The organism is Pseudomonas rustica (assembly GCF_018336155.1).
GTDB classification, from domain to species: Bacteria; Pseudomonadota; Gammaproteobacteria; order Pseudomonadales; family Pseudomonadaceae; genus Aquipseudomonas; species Aquipseudomonas rustica.
In genome coordinates this window covers 1-17,908 of record NZ_JAGYHF010000021.1, presented here as the reverse complement: position 1 = coordinate 17,908, position 17,908 = coordinate 1, and the positions used below count along the sequence as shown (strand labels likewise).

Annotated in this window: 12 protein-coding genes, 1 rRNA gene and 1 pseudogene; 5 read left to right on the top strand and 9 right to left on the bottom strand. The window is 59.0% G+C overall.

All coding sequences use genetic code 11. The features are described 5' to 3' along the window. The first annotated feature begins 109 nt into the window (after nt 1-109). Nucleotides 110-225: ribosomal RNA gene (gene rrf / locus KFS80_RS26190) — 5S ribosomal RNA — on the top strand. A 72-nt stretch (nt 226-297) separates the two neighbouring features. Here rrf and KFS80_RS26185 read toward each other — a convergent pair. From KFS80_RS26185 to KFS80_RS26170, 4 genes are all read right to left on the bottom strand, one after another. Further along, a complete protein-coding gene (locus tag KFS80_RS26185; protein WP_212546395.1) occupies nt 298-1,476 on the bottom strand; it encodes a PepSY-associated TM helix domain-containing protein in 1,179 nt (392 codons plus the stop codon). 78 nt (nt 1,477-1,554) lie between these two features. Further along, nucleotides 1,555-4,059, bottom strand: a complete 2,505-nt coding sequence (locus KFS80_RS26180) for a TonB-dependent siderophore receptor (protein ID WP_212546394.1) — start codon at nt 4,057-4,059, stop codon at nt 1,555-1,557. An 88-nt stretch (nt 4,060-4,147) separates the two neighbouring features. After that, on the bottom strand, nt 4,148-5,149 hold the full coding sequence (locus KFS80_RS26175; protein WP_212546393.1) for a FecR domain-containing protein: 1,002 nt from the start codon (nt 5,147-5,149) through the stop codon (nt 4,148-4,150). Beyond that, on the bottom strand, nt 5,149-5,649 hold the full coding sequence (locus tag KFS80_RS26170; RefSeq protein ID WP_026000801.1) for a sigma-70 family RNA polymerase sigma factor: 501 nt from the start codon (nt 5,647-5,649) through the stop codon (nt 5,149-5,151). The genes KFS80_RS26175 and KFS80_RS26170 overlap by 1 nt, the downstream gene beginning before the upstream one ends. A 360-nt stretch (nt 5,650-6,009) precedes the next feature. Between KFS80_RS26170 and KFS80_RS27385 the strand changes: the two are divergent. Together KFS80_RS27385 and KFS80_RS27380 are read left to right on the top strand one after the other, a co-directional pair. Further along, nucleotides 6,010-7,035: pseudogene (locus tag KFS80_RS27385) on the top strand (HAMP domain-containing protein); the annotation flags it as partial. A 69-nt stretch (nt 7,036-7,104) separates the two neighbouring features. Continuing rightward, the gene (locus KFS80_RS27380; RefSeq protein WP_371262348.1) at nt 7,105-7,890 is read left to right on the top strand and encodes a methyl-accepting chemotaxis protein; all 786 of its coding nucleotides are present in this window, start codon (nt 7,105-7,107) and stop codon (nt 7,888-7,890) included. 142 nt (nt 7,891-8,032) lie between these two features. Here KFS80_RS27380 and KFS80_RS26160 read toward each other — a convergent pair whose 3' ends face one another. From KFS80_RS26160 to KFS80_RS26140, 5 genes are all read right to left on the bottom strand, one after another. Next, complete coding sequence (locus KFS80_RS26160) at nt 8,033-8,500, bottom strand: SRPBCC family protein (RefSeq protein ID WP_212546392.1); 468 nt, start codon at nt 8,498-8,500, stop codon at nt 8,033-8,035. 22 nt (nt 8,501-8,522) lie between these two features. Further along, nucleotides 8,523-11,915 carry an amino acid adenylation domain-containing protein gene (locus KFS80_RS26155; protein WP_212546391.1) on the bottom strand — a complete coding sequence of 1,131 codons (3,393 nt, stop codon included), beginning with the start codon at nt 11,913-11,915 and terminating at the stop codon, nt 8,523-8,525. A 10-nt stretch (nt 11,916-11,925) separates the two neighbouring features. After that, a complete protein-coding gene (locus KFS80_RS26150; RefSeq protein ID WP_159814716.1) occupies nt 11,926-12,855 on the bottom strand; it encodes a diiron oxygenase in 930 nt (309 codons plus the stop codon). After that, nucleotides 12,852-13,628, bottom strand: coding sequence for a DUF3050 domain-containing protein (locus KFS80_RS26145; RefSeq protein WP_212546390.1), 777 nt, complete (start codon nt 13,626-13,628; stop codon nt 12,852-12,854). Before KFS80_RS26145 ends, KFS80_RS26150 begins: the two co-directional genes overlap by 4 nt. Nucleotides 13,629-14,395: 767 nt before the next feature. Further along, nucleotides 14,396-15,106: a GntR family transcriptional regulator gene (locus KFS80_RS26140; RefSeq protein WP_159814718.1), complete on the bottom strand. Its 711-nt coding sequence runs from the start codon at nt 15,104-15,106 to the stop codon at nt 14,396-14,398. Between the two features lie 194 nt (nt 15,107-15,300). Between KFS80_RS26140 and lapG the strand changes: the two genes are divergently transcribed. Continuing rightward, nucleotides 15,301-15,993: a cysteine protease LapG gene (gene lapG / locus KFS80_RS26135; RefSeq protein ID WP_212546389.1), complete on the top strand. Its 693-nt coding sequence runs from the start codon at nt 15,301-15,303 to the stop codon at nt 15,991-15,993. 14 nt (nt 15,994-16,007) lie between these two features. Further along, on the top strand, nt 16,008-17,908 hold a 1,901-nt coding region (lapD, locus tag KFS80_RS26130; RefSeq protein WP_212546388.1), incomplete at its 3' end, for a cyclic di-GMP receptor LapD.

Here is a 17,908-nt window from a genome sequence, read left to right as displayed (position 1 = left end):
AAGATTAAATTCCGAAACCCCAATTGCGAAAGCAATTGGGGTTTTGTTTTAGTAGAAGTATCTGTTTTTGCTGGCTTGTTACCGTGTTGACGGGCCAGATAAAGAATTTCTTGACGACCATAGAGCGTTGGAACCACCTGATCCCATCCCGAACTCAGTAGTGAAACGATGCATCGCCGATGGTAGTGTGGGGTTTCCCCATGTGAGAGTAGGTCATCGTCAAGATTAAATTCCGAAACCCCTGTCTGCTAACGCAGACAGGGGTTTTGTCATTTCAGGGTCTGCACAATCCAATGATCAAACCGCTTTACGTGCCTTGCTGATACGTCGAGCCTGCCATTTGCGCCACCAGATGTAGACGCCAGTCCCTGACAACCCCGCAATCAAAACACCTAACACCGCGATCATTACTTGCCCCGTCACACCAATGATCCGTCCACCGTGTATCGGTAACTGCAACCGGTAAAACTGTTCACCTAACGTCCCCTGTCCCGCGATCTCCTGACCTAACAATCGCCCATCGGTACCGTGAAAGAACAGCCAGGATTTGCCATGTGCTTCAGTGTCATGCTGCCCGAATCCTGCGCCGTAGAAGTTGTACTCAAAGCTGTAATACAACTCCCCGATTTCTGCTGTCAGCCCTAACCTTTTCCCCTCTTCTAATGCCCTCTCGTACGCCTGTTGATAACTCAATCGAGTCACCCCCAACTCTGAGGAAGGCATTCGTCCTCGCGCCTCGTAGACGCTCGGCTCAATCGGTGAAAACAGCGACACCGCAGGCTTGAACACCTGACTCGGCAAGTTCATGGCCACGCTACTCACCGCGATCGGCAGCAACAACAGCCACAGCCATAATCCACCCGCGCGATGCAGATCGAAGTTAAGCCGATAGGCATGCCCGCCCTTGACCTTCCAGGCCGTCGACCACTTCTTCCAGAACGGCTTGCCACGCGGCAACGTCAGCCACAGCGCCACAAAACAATCGATCACCCACGCGATTGCCACCAGGCCCATCAACCACAGGCCCCAGTTGCCCGGCAGCGTCAGGTTGTAGTGGAATTCAAGAATGAACGGGACGAAATTCTCCCGCTGAAAACAGCACTCGCCCCAATAACGCTGACCCGTTTGCTCAGCATTCACCGGATCCAGATAGAACACCTGATTGCGCTCATCGAACGGCTTGCCCGTCGCCGGATCGTTAAGTGGCACCGCCGCCAACAGCGCGGTATGCCCGACCTCATGCGGATACTCCATGTACCAGACCTGCAGCTTCGGATGCGCAGACTGCACCGCATCAACCAGCTCGCCCGGCGGCAATCGCGAACCCTCGGCAGACGCCGAATAAAATTGCGGATTCAGCCACTCATCCAGCTCATGGTTGAACGCCAGAATGCTTCCGGTAATCCCGGCCAGCAGCAGGAACACTGCCGTGGCCAAACCGATATAGCGATGCAACAAAACCAGAAACGCACGCATGAAAATTTTCCCCACTGAAACGACAAAGCCAGCCCCTGAACTTCAGGGGCTGGCTTTTTTATGCACGAGACAAATGACTTAGAACTGGTAGCTGACCGTCGCCGCGACGTTACGCTCTTCGCCCATGTAGCAGAAGTTCAGACTGGCGCAGGAAGCGACGTAGGACTCGTTGGTCAGATTGTTCGCGTTCAGGCGTACGTCGACGCCCTTCAAGCCAACCTTGCCCAAGTCATAACCGATCGAGGCGTCGAAGAGTGTGTAGGACGGCACCTTCAAGGTGTTTTCCGCATCCGCCCAGCTGTAACCGACATAACGCACACCACCGCCCAGACGCAGGCCATCGAGCGCTGCGCTGTCGAACTTGTAGTCAGCCCACAACGACGCCATGTGTCGCGGCGCCTGTGTTGGCGAGTTGCCTTTGTTCTCGATCACATCGGTCGGCGTGCTCAAGGTGCTGACCATCGACTTCGAATATTCGATGTCGGTGAAGGTGTAGCTGCCGAGCACTTTCAGGTTCTCGGTCAGTTGCATGTGCGCTTCCAGCTCCAGACCTTGCGAGCGGACAGCGCCTACAGCGCGGTAGAAGTTTTCCTGCGGCAGTTTAGTCGCCAGGTTCTCCTGGTCGATACGGAACAGCGACGCGGTGAACAGGTTGTCAGTGCCCGACGGTTGGTACTTCAAACCGACTTCCCACTGCGTGCCATCGGTAGGCGCCAACGGATTACCGGCGCTGTCGGCATAGGAGTTCGGGTTGAACGATTCCGAGTAGCTGACGTAAGGCGCCAGACCGTTATCGAACAGGTACAACGCACCCGCGCGGCCGGTCAGTTTGGTGCGTCGGTCGTTGATCTCTGTACCTTCCGGACGCCCCGCTTCAGCGATGCGGTTCTCATCGGAAGTCTCGACCCAATCCTGACGCAAGCCCAGCGAGAAGCGCCATTTATCCATCTCGATCAGGTCTTGCAGGTATACGCCGGTCTGCTCCAGACGACGCAGATAGCTGGTCTCGCCGTACATATCGATCGCCGAGTTGCCGTACACCGGGTTAAACGCATTGATCGGCGCGAGACCGCCGCTGGTCCAGTCGACCACAGTTTTACGCCGCTGGTAATCCGCACCCATCAACACGGTGTGCTTGGTCGCGCCGGTGAAAAATTCCGCCTGAAGCATGTTGTCGACGATGAACGCATGCAGGCGCTCATCACCGCCGGTGTAGTAGCGGTTCAGCTCGTTGCTGGTTGGCGTCGTCCAGCCATAGGCGTAGACCTGATCCATGTTCACTTTCGAATCGAGGTAGCGGAAGTTCTGCCGAGCGGTGAAGACATCATTGAAGCGATGTTCGAACTGATAACCGAACGACTGCTGATCACGCGAGTAACCGTCGATCCCCGGCTCACCCTCAAAGAAGTGCGGGGAGATCCGGTTGCCGTTGCGCTGATGGATCGTGCCGTCCGCCGGCACGCCGCCGTGGTAGCCGCCATCCGGATCGTGTTGCAGATACGCCTGCAAGGTCAGCGACGTGTCTTCATTGAAATCGATGCTGACGGTTGGCGACAGCGCAAAGCGTTTTTCCTTGTTGTGGTCGAACTGCGTGTCGGACTGATCCGTTAACCCGATCAGACGATAGGCAATGCGCTTGTCGTCATCGACCGGGCCGCTGAAGTCAAAACCGACCCCGCGCTGACCTTGCGTACCGACGGTGGCTTGCACCTGATGGTAAGCCTCGTAAAGCGGCTTTTTACTGGTCAGAGCCACCAGACCGCCCGGCGAACTGCGGCCGTACAGAACCGACGACGGCCCCTTGAGAATGTCCACGCGTTCCAGGAAATACGGGTCGACCTGCATGGTGCTGTAAGTGCCGCTGTCGCCCATCGACTTGAGGCCGTCGAGGTAAATGTTATCCACCGAGCCGTCGTTGAAGCCGCGCATCGCCACGTAGTCATAACGATGGGTCGCGCCATACGGATTGGTCAGCACACCCGGGGTGTAGCGCATGGTTTGCGAGACGGTTTGCGAACCTTGGTCGTCCATTTGCTCGCGAGTGACTACCGACACGCTCTGCGAGGTTTCCAGCAATGCGGTACTGGTTTTGGTGGCGATCTGGCTGTGCGTGGCGTTGTAGCCGTCCATGCTGCCCAGCGCGTTGCCGAGGGCGAAGCCTTTGATGTCGGTGGTCGGCAGGGCCAGCGCTTCGGTTTCGGCGGTCGGGCGCAGGACGTAGCTGCTGCCATCCTGACTGACCGCTTCCAGACCGGATCCGCCAAGCAAATGGCTCAGCGCCTGATCGGTCGAATATTCACCCTGTACACCCGGCGATTGCCGGCCCTGAGTTTGCTGCGGCGTCATCGACAAGGTGATGCCGGCCTGACGTGCGAACTGATTCAGCGCTTCGCCCAACGACCCGGCAGCGATGTTGAAGCGCTGGCCGACTTCACTGTTAACGGTGTCGGCCGCCACGCTGACGCTTGGCAGCACAGCGACGCCCAACGCAGTGGAAAACAGCGCCGCCCGAACGGCGTGGCGCAACAGGCCCGATTCGCAGGTGAAATTCAGAGGGTTCTTACAGGTGGCGCGGACAGTCATTGTAGGTTTCCGTAGGAAGTCGCAAACGCTTGAATTGAAGTGCTTACTGACTAAGCCGGACTTGCCGCAAAAACCCGCCAAAATAATTTCAGACCACACGTTCCAGGGTCACCCACCAGCGTGTGCGATAGCGCAACTGCACCGGCAAGGTCTGCGGCAGAATGGCCAGCAACTTGTCGGTGTCTTCGAGGCGGAACACGCCGGACAGGCGCAAATCGGAAACCTCTGACGCGCAATTCAGAAAACCCTGACGATAGCGGCCGACTTCCTTGAGGAAATCGCCCAGACGCATATTGCGCGTGACGATCAAGCCGTCGACCCACGCGCCCGCATCCATATCCAGCGCCGGTGCCGGACGCACTTGATAGGGATCGATCAGATAACTCTGTCCGGCCAGCGCTTCGATAACAGTCCCGGCAGAATGAATGGCCACCTGCCCGTGGGTGACGCTCAGCCGCGTGCAATCGCTGTCCTGACGCAGGATGAACCGCGCATTCTGCGGCTCGTAGGATCCGTCACGACTTTGCACGCGCAGCGGCCGCTCGAAGTCGGCGCCTTCATCGGCGCCACCACAGGTGACGATGATTTCGCCGCGCGTCAGTTTGATCAGCCGTTGTTGCGTGGTGTAATCCAGATCCACCGCGCTGGCGGTGTTGAGCTCGATCCGCGTGCCGTCCGGTAACTGGAAACCACGCCGCTCGCCGGTGGCCGTGGCGTAATCGGCGCTCCATTGCTGCCACGCGGCCGTGTCTTTGGCCAGCCATGCGGCGGAGCCCATCAACACTGCGCCAGACAACAGCTTCAACGCCTGCCGACGATTCAGTCCCTGCGCGCTGTTCTCCAGGGTATTGAATGCCACTTGTGCGCTCGGCACCGCGCGTAGGTTGTTGCTCAACTCGGCGTGCAGCGACTGCACGCGTTGCCAGGCCAATTCATGCTCATGATGCTCGGTGCGCCACTGTTCGCACTGGCGATTCAGCCGCGCATTGCCATGGTTATTACGCAGACGCAGCAGCCAGTGAATGGCTTGCTTCACTGCTTTTTGCGGCGGATCCGCGCGACGGCCGAGGGACAAGTTATCCACAGCCATCAGCTTTCGTACCGCAGCACGTAGCAGTGATACAGCGCATCGGCGACGTAACGTTCCACCGAGCGCAGCGACAAACCCATCTGCTCGGCAATCTGCTTGTGGGTCAAACCTTCGCACTGCGCCAGGAGAAATGCCTGACGCACTTTCGGCTTCAATCCTTCAAGCATGCGCGCGATGCTTTCGAGCAATTCGATCACCAGCGCACGGGCTTCGGCACTCGGCGTTTCAGCTTCGGGCAAATGGGCGATGGTTTCCAGGTAGGCGCGTTCGATTTCCTCGCGGCGCCAATGGTCGATCACCAGACCACGGGCGATGGTGCGCAAAAAGGCGCGGGGCGCTTTCAGTTCTAAGCGTTCGGTGCGTTGCAGCAGACGCACGAAGGTGTCCTGTGCCAGATCCGCCGCATCCGCTGCGTTGCCCAGCCGTGCGCGCAGCCAAGCGTTGAGCCAGCCGTGATGACTACTGTAAAGCGCCTGAACGGCGAACTCGGGTGAGGACATGAACGCGGCTGCCAAAACGTCACAAATGATAATTAGTCGCATTGTTATCAAGGGTTACAGGTTTTGCAACCGCCGCTCGAACATCCGTCCTAAAAAATTTTGCTGCGCAGGCTCTAGCACGCCGTTCGGCGGGAATCCGAGGCAAAAGCCGTCCATTTCCCACGCAACCCTAAGATTTCTCCTTCACGTGCCGACAGACTGGTGAGACATGCGTGCACCAAAGTAGAGCGACCGGCAGAACGTTGCCTACCCGTCACTGGAAATCAGAGCAGCTGACCCTCAGCGCTACTGAACATCGGAGCTACATGGAATGTTGCATCTGGAACGCATCCCCACCTTCGGCATAAGAAGTCCCATGAAATGAATCTCAAGTTCAGCCATAAAATTTTGTTGGCCGCCTCGGGCGTCGTGGTCCTGGCTTTCGCGTTATTCACCCTCTACAACGATTATCTGCAGCGAAACACCATTCGCCAGAATCTCCAATCCTCTGTACAGCAGGCCGGCGATCTAACCGCCAGCAGCGTGCAGAACTGGATGAGCGGGCGGATTCTGGTGCTGGAAAACCTCGCGCAGAATGTCGCCCATCAAGGCAAAGACGCCGACTTCCCGGGTCTGGTCGACCAACCGGCCTTCACCCAGAACTTCCAGTTCACCTACGTCGGTCAGGCCAACGGTGTCTTCACCCAGCGCCCTGACGCGAAGATGCCGGACGGTTACGATCCGCGTCAGCGCCCTTGGTACAAACAAGCGGTCGCCGCCGATAAAACCATGCTCACCCCGCCGTACATGGCCGCTGTCGGTGGCCTGGTGGTGACCATCGCCATGCCGGTGAAACACAACGGCGAATTGCTCGGTGTGGTCGGCGGTGACTTGAGCCTGGAAACCCTGGTGAAGATCATCAACTCGGTGGACTTCGGTGGCCTCGGCCATGCGTTTCTGGTCAGCGCTGACGGTCAGGTGATCGTCAGCCCGGACAAAGATCAGGTGATGAAAAACCTCAAGGACATCTACCCGAACAGCAACGTGCGCATCGAAAAGGGCAACCAGAATGTGCTGCTCAACGGCGAGGAACGCATTCTGTCGTTCACCCCGGTCAGCGACCTGCCGAATGCGCAGTGGTACATCGGTCTGTCGATCGATCGCGACAAAGCCTACGCCGCACTCAGCCAATTCCGCACCTCGGCGCTGATCGCGATGTTCGTTGCCGTGGGCGCGATTGCCTTGCTGCTGAGCCTGTTGATCAATGTGTTGATGCGTCCGCTGACCACCATGGGTCGCGCGATGCAGGACATTGCGCAGGGCGAGGGTGATTTGACCCGCCGCCTAGTCGTTGAAAGCAAAGACGAATTCGGTGAGTTGGGCAGCGCCTTCAACCAGTTCGTTGAGCGTATCCACGCGTCGATTTCCGAAGTGTCCTCCGCGACCCGCCAAGTGCATGACTTATCGCAACGGGTGATGGCGTCGTCGAACGCCTCGATTGTCGGCTCCGACGAACAAAGTGCGCGCACCAACAGCGTCGCGGCGGCGATCAACGAATTGGGCGCCGCCACGCAGGAAATCGCGCGCAATGCCGCCGATGCTTCGCAGCACGCCAGCGGTGCGAGCGAGCAGGCTGACGATGGTCGTCAGGTGGTGGAACAAACCATTCTGGCGATGACCGAGTTGTCGCAGAAAATCAGCCTGTCGTGCACGCAAATCGAAACCCTGAATGCGAGTACCGACAACATCGGCCACATCCTCGATGTGATCAAAGGCATCTCGCAGCAGACCAACCTGTTGGCGCTGAACGCGGCGATTGAAGCGGCGCGTGCCGGTGAGGCCGGGCGTGGTTTTGCCGTGGTCGCGGATGAGGTGCGTAACCTGGCCCATCGCACCCAGGAATCGGCGGAAGAGATCCACAAGATGATCACGTCCCTGCAAGTCGGTTCGCGTGAAGCGGTGAGTACGATGAACGCCAGTCAGGCATCCAGCGAGCAGAGCGTGGAAGTGGCCAATCAGGCCGGTTTGCGTCTGGTCAGCGTGACCCAGCGCATCGGTGAAATCGACGGCATGAACCAGTCGGTGGCAGCGGCGACGGAAGAGCAGACAGCGGTGGTGGAAACCCTCAATGTCGACGTTAACCAGATCAACATGCTGAACCAGCAGAGCGTGGCCAACCTCAATGAAACGTTGAAGGATTGCGATGCGTTGTCGCAGCAGGCGAATCGGTTGAAGCAGTTGGTCGACAGTTTCAAAATCTGACCGCACGTCAGACCGAGTTATCGTTCATCGCGAGCAGGCTCACTCCTACAAATAAATCGCGTTCTTTCTGGAGAAATGCGATCAACTGTAGGAGTGAGCCTGCTCGCGATAGCGGTCTAAAACTCACCGCAAAGCTAAAGACTTAAACAAACAGCCTCAAAACATTCCCCATCGCCTCATCCGCAAACCCCTGCACAAAATCCTTGAACCCCGGCAGCGCCTCTTCGCCACCGCCGGCAGGCTCGGCAATGATCGTCCACGTCGCGCGGGATTTGCCCGTGCCCAGCGCTTCCACATTCATCGCCGCCCACAGATTCGCCACGCCCAGCGTGTTGTAGATCGTCGTCCAGGTTATGCTCAGCGCCTGGTCGTCGCGGGAGTTGAGTTGCTCGACCACCACGTTGCCATCCTTGAAAAATTTCTTGCGCAGCGAGGACACGCCCTCACCGGTCATTTCGATGTGCGACAGCGCCGGAATGAAACGGTCGAAACCGCCGAAATTGCCGACCACCGCCCAGACCTGCGTCGCGTCCGCCGGCACTTCCACCGATGAAACAACGTGGCAGCCATGCGGGTTTTTGATCAGGGTGTCGGGTTGCAGAGTGCTCATGGTGTTGCTCCTTGTTGTTGGATCAGATGAAGTTGATTTCTTTCAGGTAAGCGCAGCCGCGACGCAGCAGCGCCGGGGATTTCTGCGGGTAGTGCGCACCCATCTGCTGCACGCCGGCTTCAGCGTTGGCGTGGCCGATCAGGGAGATGTCGCCGATGTCTTCTTCAAAGCCGTTGAGGTAGAAACCGAGCACGCCGAACAACGCGTTATCGGCGTCGACGCGACCGAGTTGCTGTTGCCAGTCGGCGACGCTGACCAGCGAGAATTCGCTGCCGGTTTCGCGGAACGAAGCGACGTAGGCATCCCAGCTCAGCGGCTCTGGGTTATGCAGGTTGAACACCGCGTGATCGGGCGAATAACGGCTGGCATGGAAAGCGATAAACCGCGCGAGAAAATCCACCGGCATCAGGTCGAAATTCAACGCGAAGGCCGGCACCTGGCCGAGCTGAATCGAGCCTTTGAGCATCAGCATCAAACGGTTTTTGTGCGGCTGACACACGCCGCTCAGGCTGTTGAAACTGATGTTGCCGGGTCGATACAGATTGACCCGTACGCCGCGTTCCCGCGCGCGTTCGAGGATGCGTTCGCCGACCCACTTCGACAGGTTGTAGCCGTTGCGAATGTAGATCGGTGGCGTCAGTGCGGCGGGCAATTCCAGCACCTGGCCGGCGTCGTCGACGGTGCTGGACGCCGACAGCGTCGAGACAAAATTGAAGACCTTTTTGCTCTTCCCTTCGCACAGGCGCAGCAGGGCGAAAATCGGCTCGACGTTGTCCGCCGCCAGTGACTCGTAGTCGAGCACGTGATTGACGTTGGCGGCGTTGTGCACCAGCGCGCCGAACTCGCGATCGAGACGCTGATAATCGTCGTTGGCCAAGCCCAATTGCGGGCGAGTGATATCTGCCGCGTAAACCCGCACCCGACTCAGATCCAGATGCTCCAGCCGGTTTTCGCGCAGTGACTGCGCAAAGCGCTGCGCCGCCGTTTGCCCGCCGCCGTCACGCACCAGACACGCGACCTCGCTGGCGCCCCAACCGAGCAGCGCCTCGACGATGTGCACACCGACAAAACTGTTGGCGCCGGTAACGATAACCTTGTGCACATCGCCCATGCGGCTGATCGGCAGCGGCTCGATATCCAGCACACGTTCGGCGTCGGCCATCGCTTGAGCGCTGAGTACCGCGCTGTCATCGGTGCCGCGCACCAGCGTCGCGAGTTTGATGATGGTCGGCAGTTCGATGAAGCGATTGATCGAGATGCTGCGACCAAACTCCTCACGCAAACGCAGCAACATCCGCGACAACAAAATCGAATGGCCGCCGAGATTGAAAAAGCTTTCGTCGGTGGAGATGTCGCTGACGGGCAGCTCCAACAACTCGGCCCAGATCTCCAGCAACAACGCTTCATCAGCATTCGCCGGCAGACATTTCGGGCCGTTGTCCTGCACGCTCACCGGCAATTCCAGCAGTGCTTTGCGGTCGACTTTGCCATTGCTGGCGAACGGCATGCTCGGCAGTTCAGTCCACGCCACCGGTTGCATGTAGTCCGGTAAAAACTGCTGGGCGTGGGCCTTCAGTGCATCGCGCGAATCGTCGGATTGTGGCTGGGCGAGGAACGCCAGAATCCGCCGCTGTGGATCAATCACCACGGCTATTTGTCGATACAGCTGGCTCTCGCGCAGGCAGCGTTCGATCTCTTCCGGCTCGACCCGGAAACCACGAATCTTCACCTGATTATCGCGGCGTCCGCACAGCTCAATGCCGTGCTCGCCCCACTTGGCCATGTCGCCGCTGCGGTAAGCGCGCAGGGTTTCGCCATCGGGCAATTGCAGGTTCAGATAACGCTCGGCAGTCTGCTGCGGATTGTTCAGATAGCCGAGGCAAACGCCGGGGCCAACGATGAACAACTCGCCGACGGTGTGCTCGGGCACCGGTTGCAGATCGTCATCGAGAATCAGCACTTGGCTATTGGCAATCGGCGCGCCGAGGCTGCGGTTGCTGTCGCCGGGTGTGAGTTGTCGCGCAGTGATCAACACCGTGGCTTCGGTCGGGCCGTAGAGGTTGTGCAGCGTGCCCTGGCGGGTCAGTTGTTCAATGACGAACGGCTCGCAGACATCGCCGCCGGTCATCACTTGCACGCCTTCCAATTGTTCCAGCGGCAGGATGCTCAGCAGCGCGGGTGGCAGGAAGGCGTGGGTCAGATGCCGGCGACGGATCAGCGCGACCAGTTGCAGCGGATCACGGCGTTGCGTGTCGTCCGGCACCACCAGTTCGGCGCCTGTGAGCAGGGTAGGGAAGATGTCGATCAGCGACGAATCGAAGCTCAGCGAAGAGAACTGCAACACCCGACTCTCGGCGTGCAATTGCACGTAGTCGGCGTACCACGCGGTGAAGTGCGCGAGGTTGTGCTGACTGAGCAATACGCCTTTCGGATGCCCGGTGGTGCCCGAGGTGTAGAGCGCCATGCAGGGCGCATCGAGTGCGGGGCGCTGGCGCATCAACGCTTGGCTGAGATCTGCTTGGGCGCTGTCGATGCGACTGACGTCCAGCCCTGCCATGGTTGCGCTGAGCGCATGCTCGCCGTCATGCAGCAACAGCAACGCACCGGCGTTTTGCAGGATGTATTGCTGGCGCTGCAGCGGATGGCTCGGCTCCAGCGGCAGATACACCGCACCGCTGCCGAGAATCGCCAGAATCGAAGCGAACAGCGCCGGGCTTTTCGGCAGGCAGATACCGACCACCCACGGCTGTGGATGCTGCTCAAGAATCGGCAGCAAACGCTGTTGAATTGCGCGGCTGTGGGCGTGCAATTGGCGGTAGCTGATGGAGCGTTCGCCGAGGTGCAGCGCCGGACGTTCGGCATGCTCGATCAGGCTCTGTTGCAGCCGCTCGATCAGCGGGATTTGCGCCTGTTTCAGCAGCGCCGGTTTCGCCGTGTGGTTGAGGCGATGGACGTAGGCCAGGCTGTCGAGAAACAGCAGGTTTTCCATCCGCTCGAAATCTGGCGCAGTCACCGTATGGGCTTGCTGCAGATAATCCGCATCGCGGGAGAAGCGGCTGACCAGCAACGCCACTTCGTCCACCACATGCGTGAGCACCCGCTGGCGCAATGTCTGGCCGTTGCCGGATGGCTCATCACCAATCGGCACACGGCTGATCAAAGACGAGCCGAGAAAGCACAGCAAATCGAGTGTCGGCAAACCCGCAGCGCTTTGCGCTCCAATACCTAAGCGCAGATGCAAATGCGGAATCGCGCAGAAATCACCAGCGCCGATAAAACCATCGTCAATGATCAAATCCACCGTCGATTGTGCGGCGCCGTTGCGCGTCAATGTGTGACCGTGTTGTTCCAGTTCCTGCGCCAGGTCGGTCATGGCCTGGCTGGCGCCAATCAGCAAAATGTCGAGACGTTTCATGTCGGCCTCCTCAAACCAGGTAGTCGCGCAGGGCGTGCTGCACGCAAGGCGTGTCGAGCAGCGAACTGTTGTGGAAGAACTTGACGATGTTGCCCACCAGCGGATGGTGGCGATTGATCGGGAAGGCCAGCCCGGCGATTTCGTCCTTGAGTGATCGCCTTGTGATCTGGCTGACCGGCAGGGCATCGATCAGGCGCAGATCAAAGGATTTCTGGATGTCGTTGGTCAGGTAATGGCCGATGAACACCGGCAGAATCTGCGCGATGGTTTCGCGATCAGCGTCGCTCGCGGTGTGCCAATAGATGCGCACCATCCGCGCCCAGAAACTCGAGTGTCGGCCCTCGTCGAGCAAGTGGTCGGCCATCAGGCCCTTGATCGACGGCTTGACCGTGTCGTCCCGGGCGAAGGCGGCAACGTCGCCGGTCACGGTGTTTTCGGCGATGGCCACGCAGATCAATTCCACAGCGCTGCGCAGGTGTTCCGGGGCCAATGCGACGGCGGCGGGAATCGCTCGGCTGAGTTCGATTTCATCGGGCAACTGGATCGGTTCGATGCCGGTCATCGCCACCGTTTGCTGCATGAAATCCATCGCTACCAACGCGTGGTAATCCTCGTCGACCACCACGGTCATCGCGTCATACCGACAAGCAAACGGAAAGGCCACGGCGAAGCGATTTTTGGCGATGCTGCGCGCGGTCTTGTCGACGATTTCCGTCTCGAAAATCACAACGTCGTTGATGAATTTGTACAAGGTCTGCACCAACGCAAAATCGCGTTGCTGCGGGCACTCACGCAGGAAGGTTTCGCTGAGCACCAGCGGCTGGCGACTGAGCGGATAGATCAGACGCTCATCATTTTCCAGCACGCGGCGCGGGCGGGTGCGGATGGTCGCGCGGCTTTCCCAAGTGTCGGCGAACGATTGATAGTCGGCGGCATTCATTGCGCGACCTCCGCCAACGGTTCGCGCATGCTCAGGCGCAGGCCGTCCCACAGGGCGATGCGGCTTTCGACAGCGGCGACGGCGCTGGCGTAGACCTCGGCTTCGCGCTGCGGATCGCCATCGACCAGTCGCTCGAGCAGTTGTTCTGCGGCGGGGCCGTGGTCTTCGGAGTCGACTTCGATATGCCGTTCCAGGTAGTAGCGGAAGGTCGGTGCTTGCTCGATGCCGATGCCCCAGTCGTCGAGGATGCGCTGGAACATGGTCGGGATCACGCTTTCGCGACCGTGCAGAAACGCCGCTGCAACGCTGTGCCCCGGCGCATGGAGGGCGGTGCGCAGGGTGTCGCGGACAAACTGCGCGGCGGCTGGATCGACCTCGACACTTTGCAGCGCAACGTCGTAGCTCACGCCTTCCTGTTGCAGCGCGACGAAGCGCTCCACTGCCGTGGTACTCGCGCCGATTTCGCGCATTGCATCCAGGTACAACTCGAAATGGCTGTAGTGACCGTGGGCCAGACGATCGTCCGATTCTTCACCGAGGACGATTTCGTTGATCAGCCGTGCCGCGCGAGAATCACGCGGCGGTAGCCACGGCAAACGCGTGCAGGTCAGTTCCTGCTGCAGGCGTTTGGTCAGCGACATGAAATCCCACACGGCAAACACGTGGGTTTCCATAAAGCGGCGCAAGACCGATAACGAGGTAATCTCGGAAAAGATCGGGTGAATGCTAAGTTCGGCTTTCTTCAGGGCGAGTTGGTGCTTAGTGGGCATCATGATGTCCTTTATCATTGATTATGGAATGGCACTTTTGTTTCAACTGCGCAATCAGTGGAGCGAAGGCTTACATGTGACTTGTCGACCGGCGACAAAGACTTCCAGACGGAAGTTGTTGTACTGAATGTACTGGCGATTAAAGCCTGCGGCCTGCTGGAGGGCCGCTGTTGTCATGGGTGTGGCATATCGCATGTGCCGAAGTTTGCAGCGAAGTTCAAACTCGGCGAGAGAAAAGTAATACACGGCAAAAGCATTTAACAAGTGTAATTTTAATTATTTTAAGTTGGATGTTTTTCAAATATGAGTGCCCCCGATAAAACTTGCGGGTTAAGTTTTATTTGGGCGTAGTTACTCCTTTCAGCCAATAACGGCCAAAATTGATCGACAAGAGTGAATGCCTCACTCGAAGCAACTTTCTAATGAAAAAGATTGGTGTGGTTTGAGGGATGAAAGTTGGCCGGAAACGGCGCCATGACTTTCCTTTTCCCGTGACAAGGCTCCTTCCGTAGGTTCCTGTTGCGGGGGCTGCACCACCAGGCGGTGCGCCCCCGTTCTTTATTGGGGTTGGCCGTTCAAGAGTGCGGGTAAATGACCGCGACGGCTATTACCGATTAGTCATTGCCACCGTGGCAATTTCGGACTGGCAGGCGCGAGGAGGTTAGAGCGAAGGGGCCGATCCGCCACTGTGTTCACGCAAGATCGGCAAAGAGGATTTGTAAGCGGGTTATTCACCGGACGGACGTGAAGCTCGCCCAGCGTGCAAAAGGTCAGTAAGCGGCTTTGCGATTTTGCGCGGCAGGACTGGCGAGATAGCGGGTGATCACCTCGACACCACGGTTGAGGTGCTGCTCAAGCAGCATCACCGAGCGTTCAACGTCGCGCTCGATCGCGGCTTGCAACAGGTCGCGGTGATCGTCCTGAGACGTTTTACCCAGGCCCATGGCTTCAAGGTTGAAACGCAGAAAGCGTTCTTCTTCATTGAGACCGTCCTCGACCAGACGCAGCAGGCGCTTGTTCGGCGCCTTGGCGTACAGCGCCATGTGGAACAGGCGATTGAGCCGACCGATTTCGGTGTAGTCGTGTTGGGTTTCGAGTTCGCGGATGTAGCCGGCGGCGAGCTCGTGATCGGCTGCTGTCAGCAACGGGATCGACTGCCGCAGCGCCTCGCCCTCAAGCAGAATGCGCAATTCGTAGGTTTCCGTGGCGTCGCCCTGAATCAGCGCGGCGACCACCGCGCCTTTGTGCGTGGTCACGCTCAGCAGTTCTTGCGCTTCGAGCTGGCGCAACGCTTCGCGCACCGGCATGCGGCTGACCCCGAACAAATCGGCCAAATCCTGCTGGCGCAGGGCGGTGCCGCACGGCAGGCGACCATCGAGAATGGCTGCGCGCAGGGTTTCTTCGATGATCGAGCGGGCCAGGTGTGCAGGAATCGGCCCATCGACTTTAATGCTGTGTAGCGGCTTGGGCTTCTGTGTCACGACTACGCACCCTGTAGGTCGGCTGAATTTGGATCCAAATGACACTAGTGATTGCCCTACAAGTTGTCAAACTGTGTAGAGGAATACTTGGCAAACAGTTTAGCGCGATGCCGATGATCTCATCGTGCCATTGTCTTTTAACGGGCTAAGCTTCACCATCAAACGCTTTCCTTCCTGCCCCCCGGAAACCTGCTGTGGCGGTACGTTTCGCGATCCCTCGGACTCTGCGCTGGCTAGGCTGCGCACTGCTGCTGGCCAGTCTTATGCTGGGCGGTCTGCATGCCGATTGGGATTTTTCCGCGATCAGCCGCAAAGCCACCGCCCTGTACGGGCCGCTCGGTGCCGGGCAGCAGCGCATCGATGCCTGGCAGAATCTGTTGGCGACGCAGCAACAGGCCAGCGAAATGGAGAAGCTGAAAGTGGTGAACCTGTTTTTCAACAAACAGGTGCGCTACGTCGAAGACATCGACCTGTGGCACGAGGTCGATTATTGGGAAACGCCGATCGAGGCGCTGTGGAAGGGCGCTGGCGACTGCGAAGACTATGCGATCGCCAAGTATTTCAGCCTGCGCCATCTCGGCGTCTCCAGTGACAAGCTGCGCATCACCTACGTCAAGGCACTGCGCCAGAATCGCGCGCACATGGTGCTGACGTACTATTCCACCCCCGATGCCATGCCGCTGGTGCTCGACAGCCTGATCGATCAGATTCAACCGGCGTCGCAGCGAACCGATTTGCTGCCGGTCTACTCTTTCAATGCGGAAGGGTTGTATTTGCCGGGCGCCAAGGGCAACAAGAAGGTCGGTGATACCAAACGCCTGTCACGCTGGCAGGATGTGTTGAAGAAAATGCAGGCCGAAGGTTTTCCGGTCGAGACGACTAACTAGGAGCACGCGCTCAGATGTCTTTGTTCAAACAGCTGTTGATCGCTATCTGTCTGTTCCTGGTGGTCGCCTTCACCGGCAGCTTCATGGTCAGTCTGGAAAGCTCGCGTACCCAGTACGTCAACCAGTTGCGCTCGCACGCCCAGGACGCCGCGACGGCGCTGGCCTTGTCGCTGACGCCGAACATCGACGACCCGGCGATGGTCGAGTTGCTGGTCAGTTCGATTTTCGACAGCGGCTATTACGCGAGCATTCGTGTGGTTGATGTGAAGACCGACAAAACCATGGTCGAGCGCAGCGGCAGCCCGGCGGTCACCAACGTGCCGGACTGGTTCGTCAAACTGATCGGCCTCGAACCCGCCGGTGGCGATGCGCTGGTCAGCCGTGGCTGGGAGCAGGCGGCGCGGGTCGAGGTGGTCAGCCACCCGATGTTCGCTGTGGCCAAGCTGTGGCAGAGCGCGTTGGGCAGCCTTGGCTGGCTGCTGGTCTGTGGCGCGGTGAGTGCGGTGCTTGGCGCGCTGCTGTTGCGCCGGCAATTGAAACCGCTGGACTACATGGTCAAGCAATCCCACGCCATTGCCCGCCGCGAATTCCTCAGCCTGCCGGACCTGCCGCGCACGCCGGAATTGCGCCGCGTGGTACTGGCCATGAACCAGATGGTCGAGAAACTCAAAGCGCTGTTTCAGGAGCAGGCCGAGCGCAGTGAAAAGCTGCGTGCCGAGTCGTATCAGGACAACCTCACCGGGCTGGCCAACCGGCGTTATTTCGAGATGCAGCTGAACAACCGTGTGAGTAATGCCGAACAGGCCAGCTCTGGTTATCTGCTGCTGTTGCGGGTCAAGGATCTGGCCGGGCTCAACCAGCGTCTGGGCGGTCAGCGCACGGATGAATTGTTGAAAGCGGTGGGCGAGCAATTGTCCCGCGAGTGCGCCAAATACCCGGAAACCCAGAACCTCGTCACGCGTATTCGTGGCGGTGAGTTCGCGGTGTTGGCGCCGGGGCTGGTGCGGGAGGAAGCGCTGCAACTGGCGCAGAATCTTGACGCCGCGCTGAGCAGTTTGCACGCCACCGGCGCTACCGATGTTGAGGCCGTGGCATCGATTGGTCTGGCGCCGTTCGCTCATGGTGATTCGCCGCAATCGGTGCTGAGCCTTGGCGATCAGGCGTTGGCGCAAGCCGAAGGGCAGGGTGAGCAGAACTGGGCGTGCCTCGATCAGAGCCTGACCGCCGACGTTGGCGACGATCACCATGCCTGGCACCGCTTGCTCGATCAGGCGCTGACTCAGCAGCGATTCGAGCTGTATTTCCAACCGGTGGTGGCGGCGCAGGACACGCAATTGTTGCTGCATTACAAAGTGCTCTCGCGCTTGCTCGATGAGCACGGCCAGACCATTCCTGCCGGGCGTTTCCTGCCATGGCTGGAGCGCTTCGGCTGGACGGCGCGACTGGATCGCCTGATGCTTGAGCGCGTGCTGGAGCAGATGAAAGGGCACGAAGATTCGCTGGCGCTGAACCTGTCTTCGGCGACGCTGGCGGATCCGCAGGCGCTGAATAAAGTCTTTGAGATTCTGCGTACGCATTCCAATCTTGGCCCGCGTTTGACCCTGGAAATCGGTGAGGAACAGTTGCCGGATCAGGCTGTGCTGGAGCAGTTGACCCGTCGACTGCGCGAGTTGGGCTTCTCGCTGAGCCTGCAGCGCTTTGGTGGGCGCTTCAGCATGATCGGCAACCTGGCGCGGCTTGGGTTGGCGTATCTGAAGATCGATGGCAGCTACATTCGGGCGATCGATCAGGAGAGCGACAAGCGTCTGTTTATCGAGGCGATTCAGCGCGCGGCGCACAGTATTGATCTGCCGCTGATTGCCGAGCGCGTCGAGACCGAAGGGGAATTGTCGGTGATTCGCGAGATGGGTTTGTA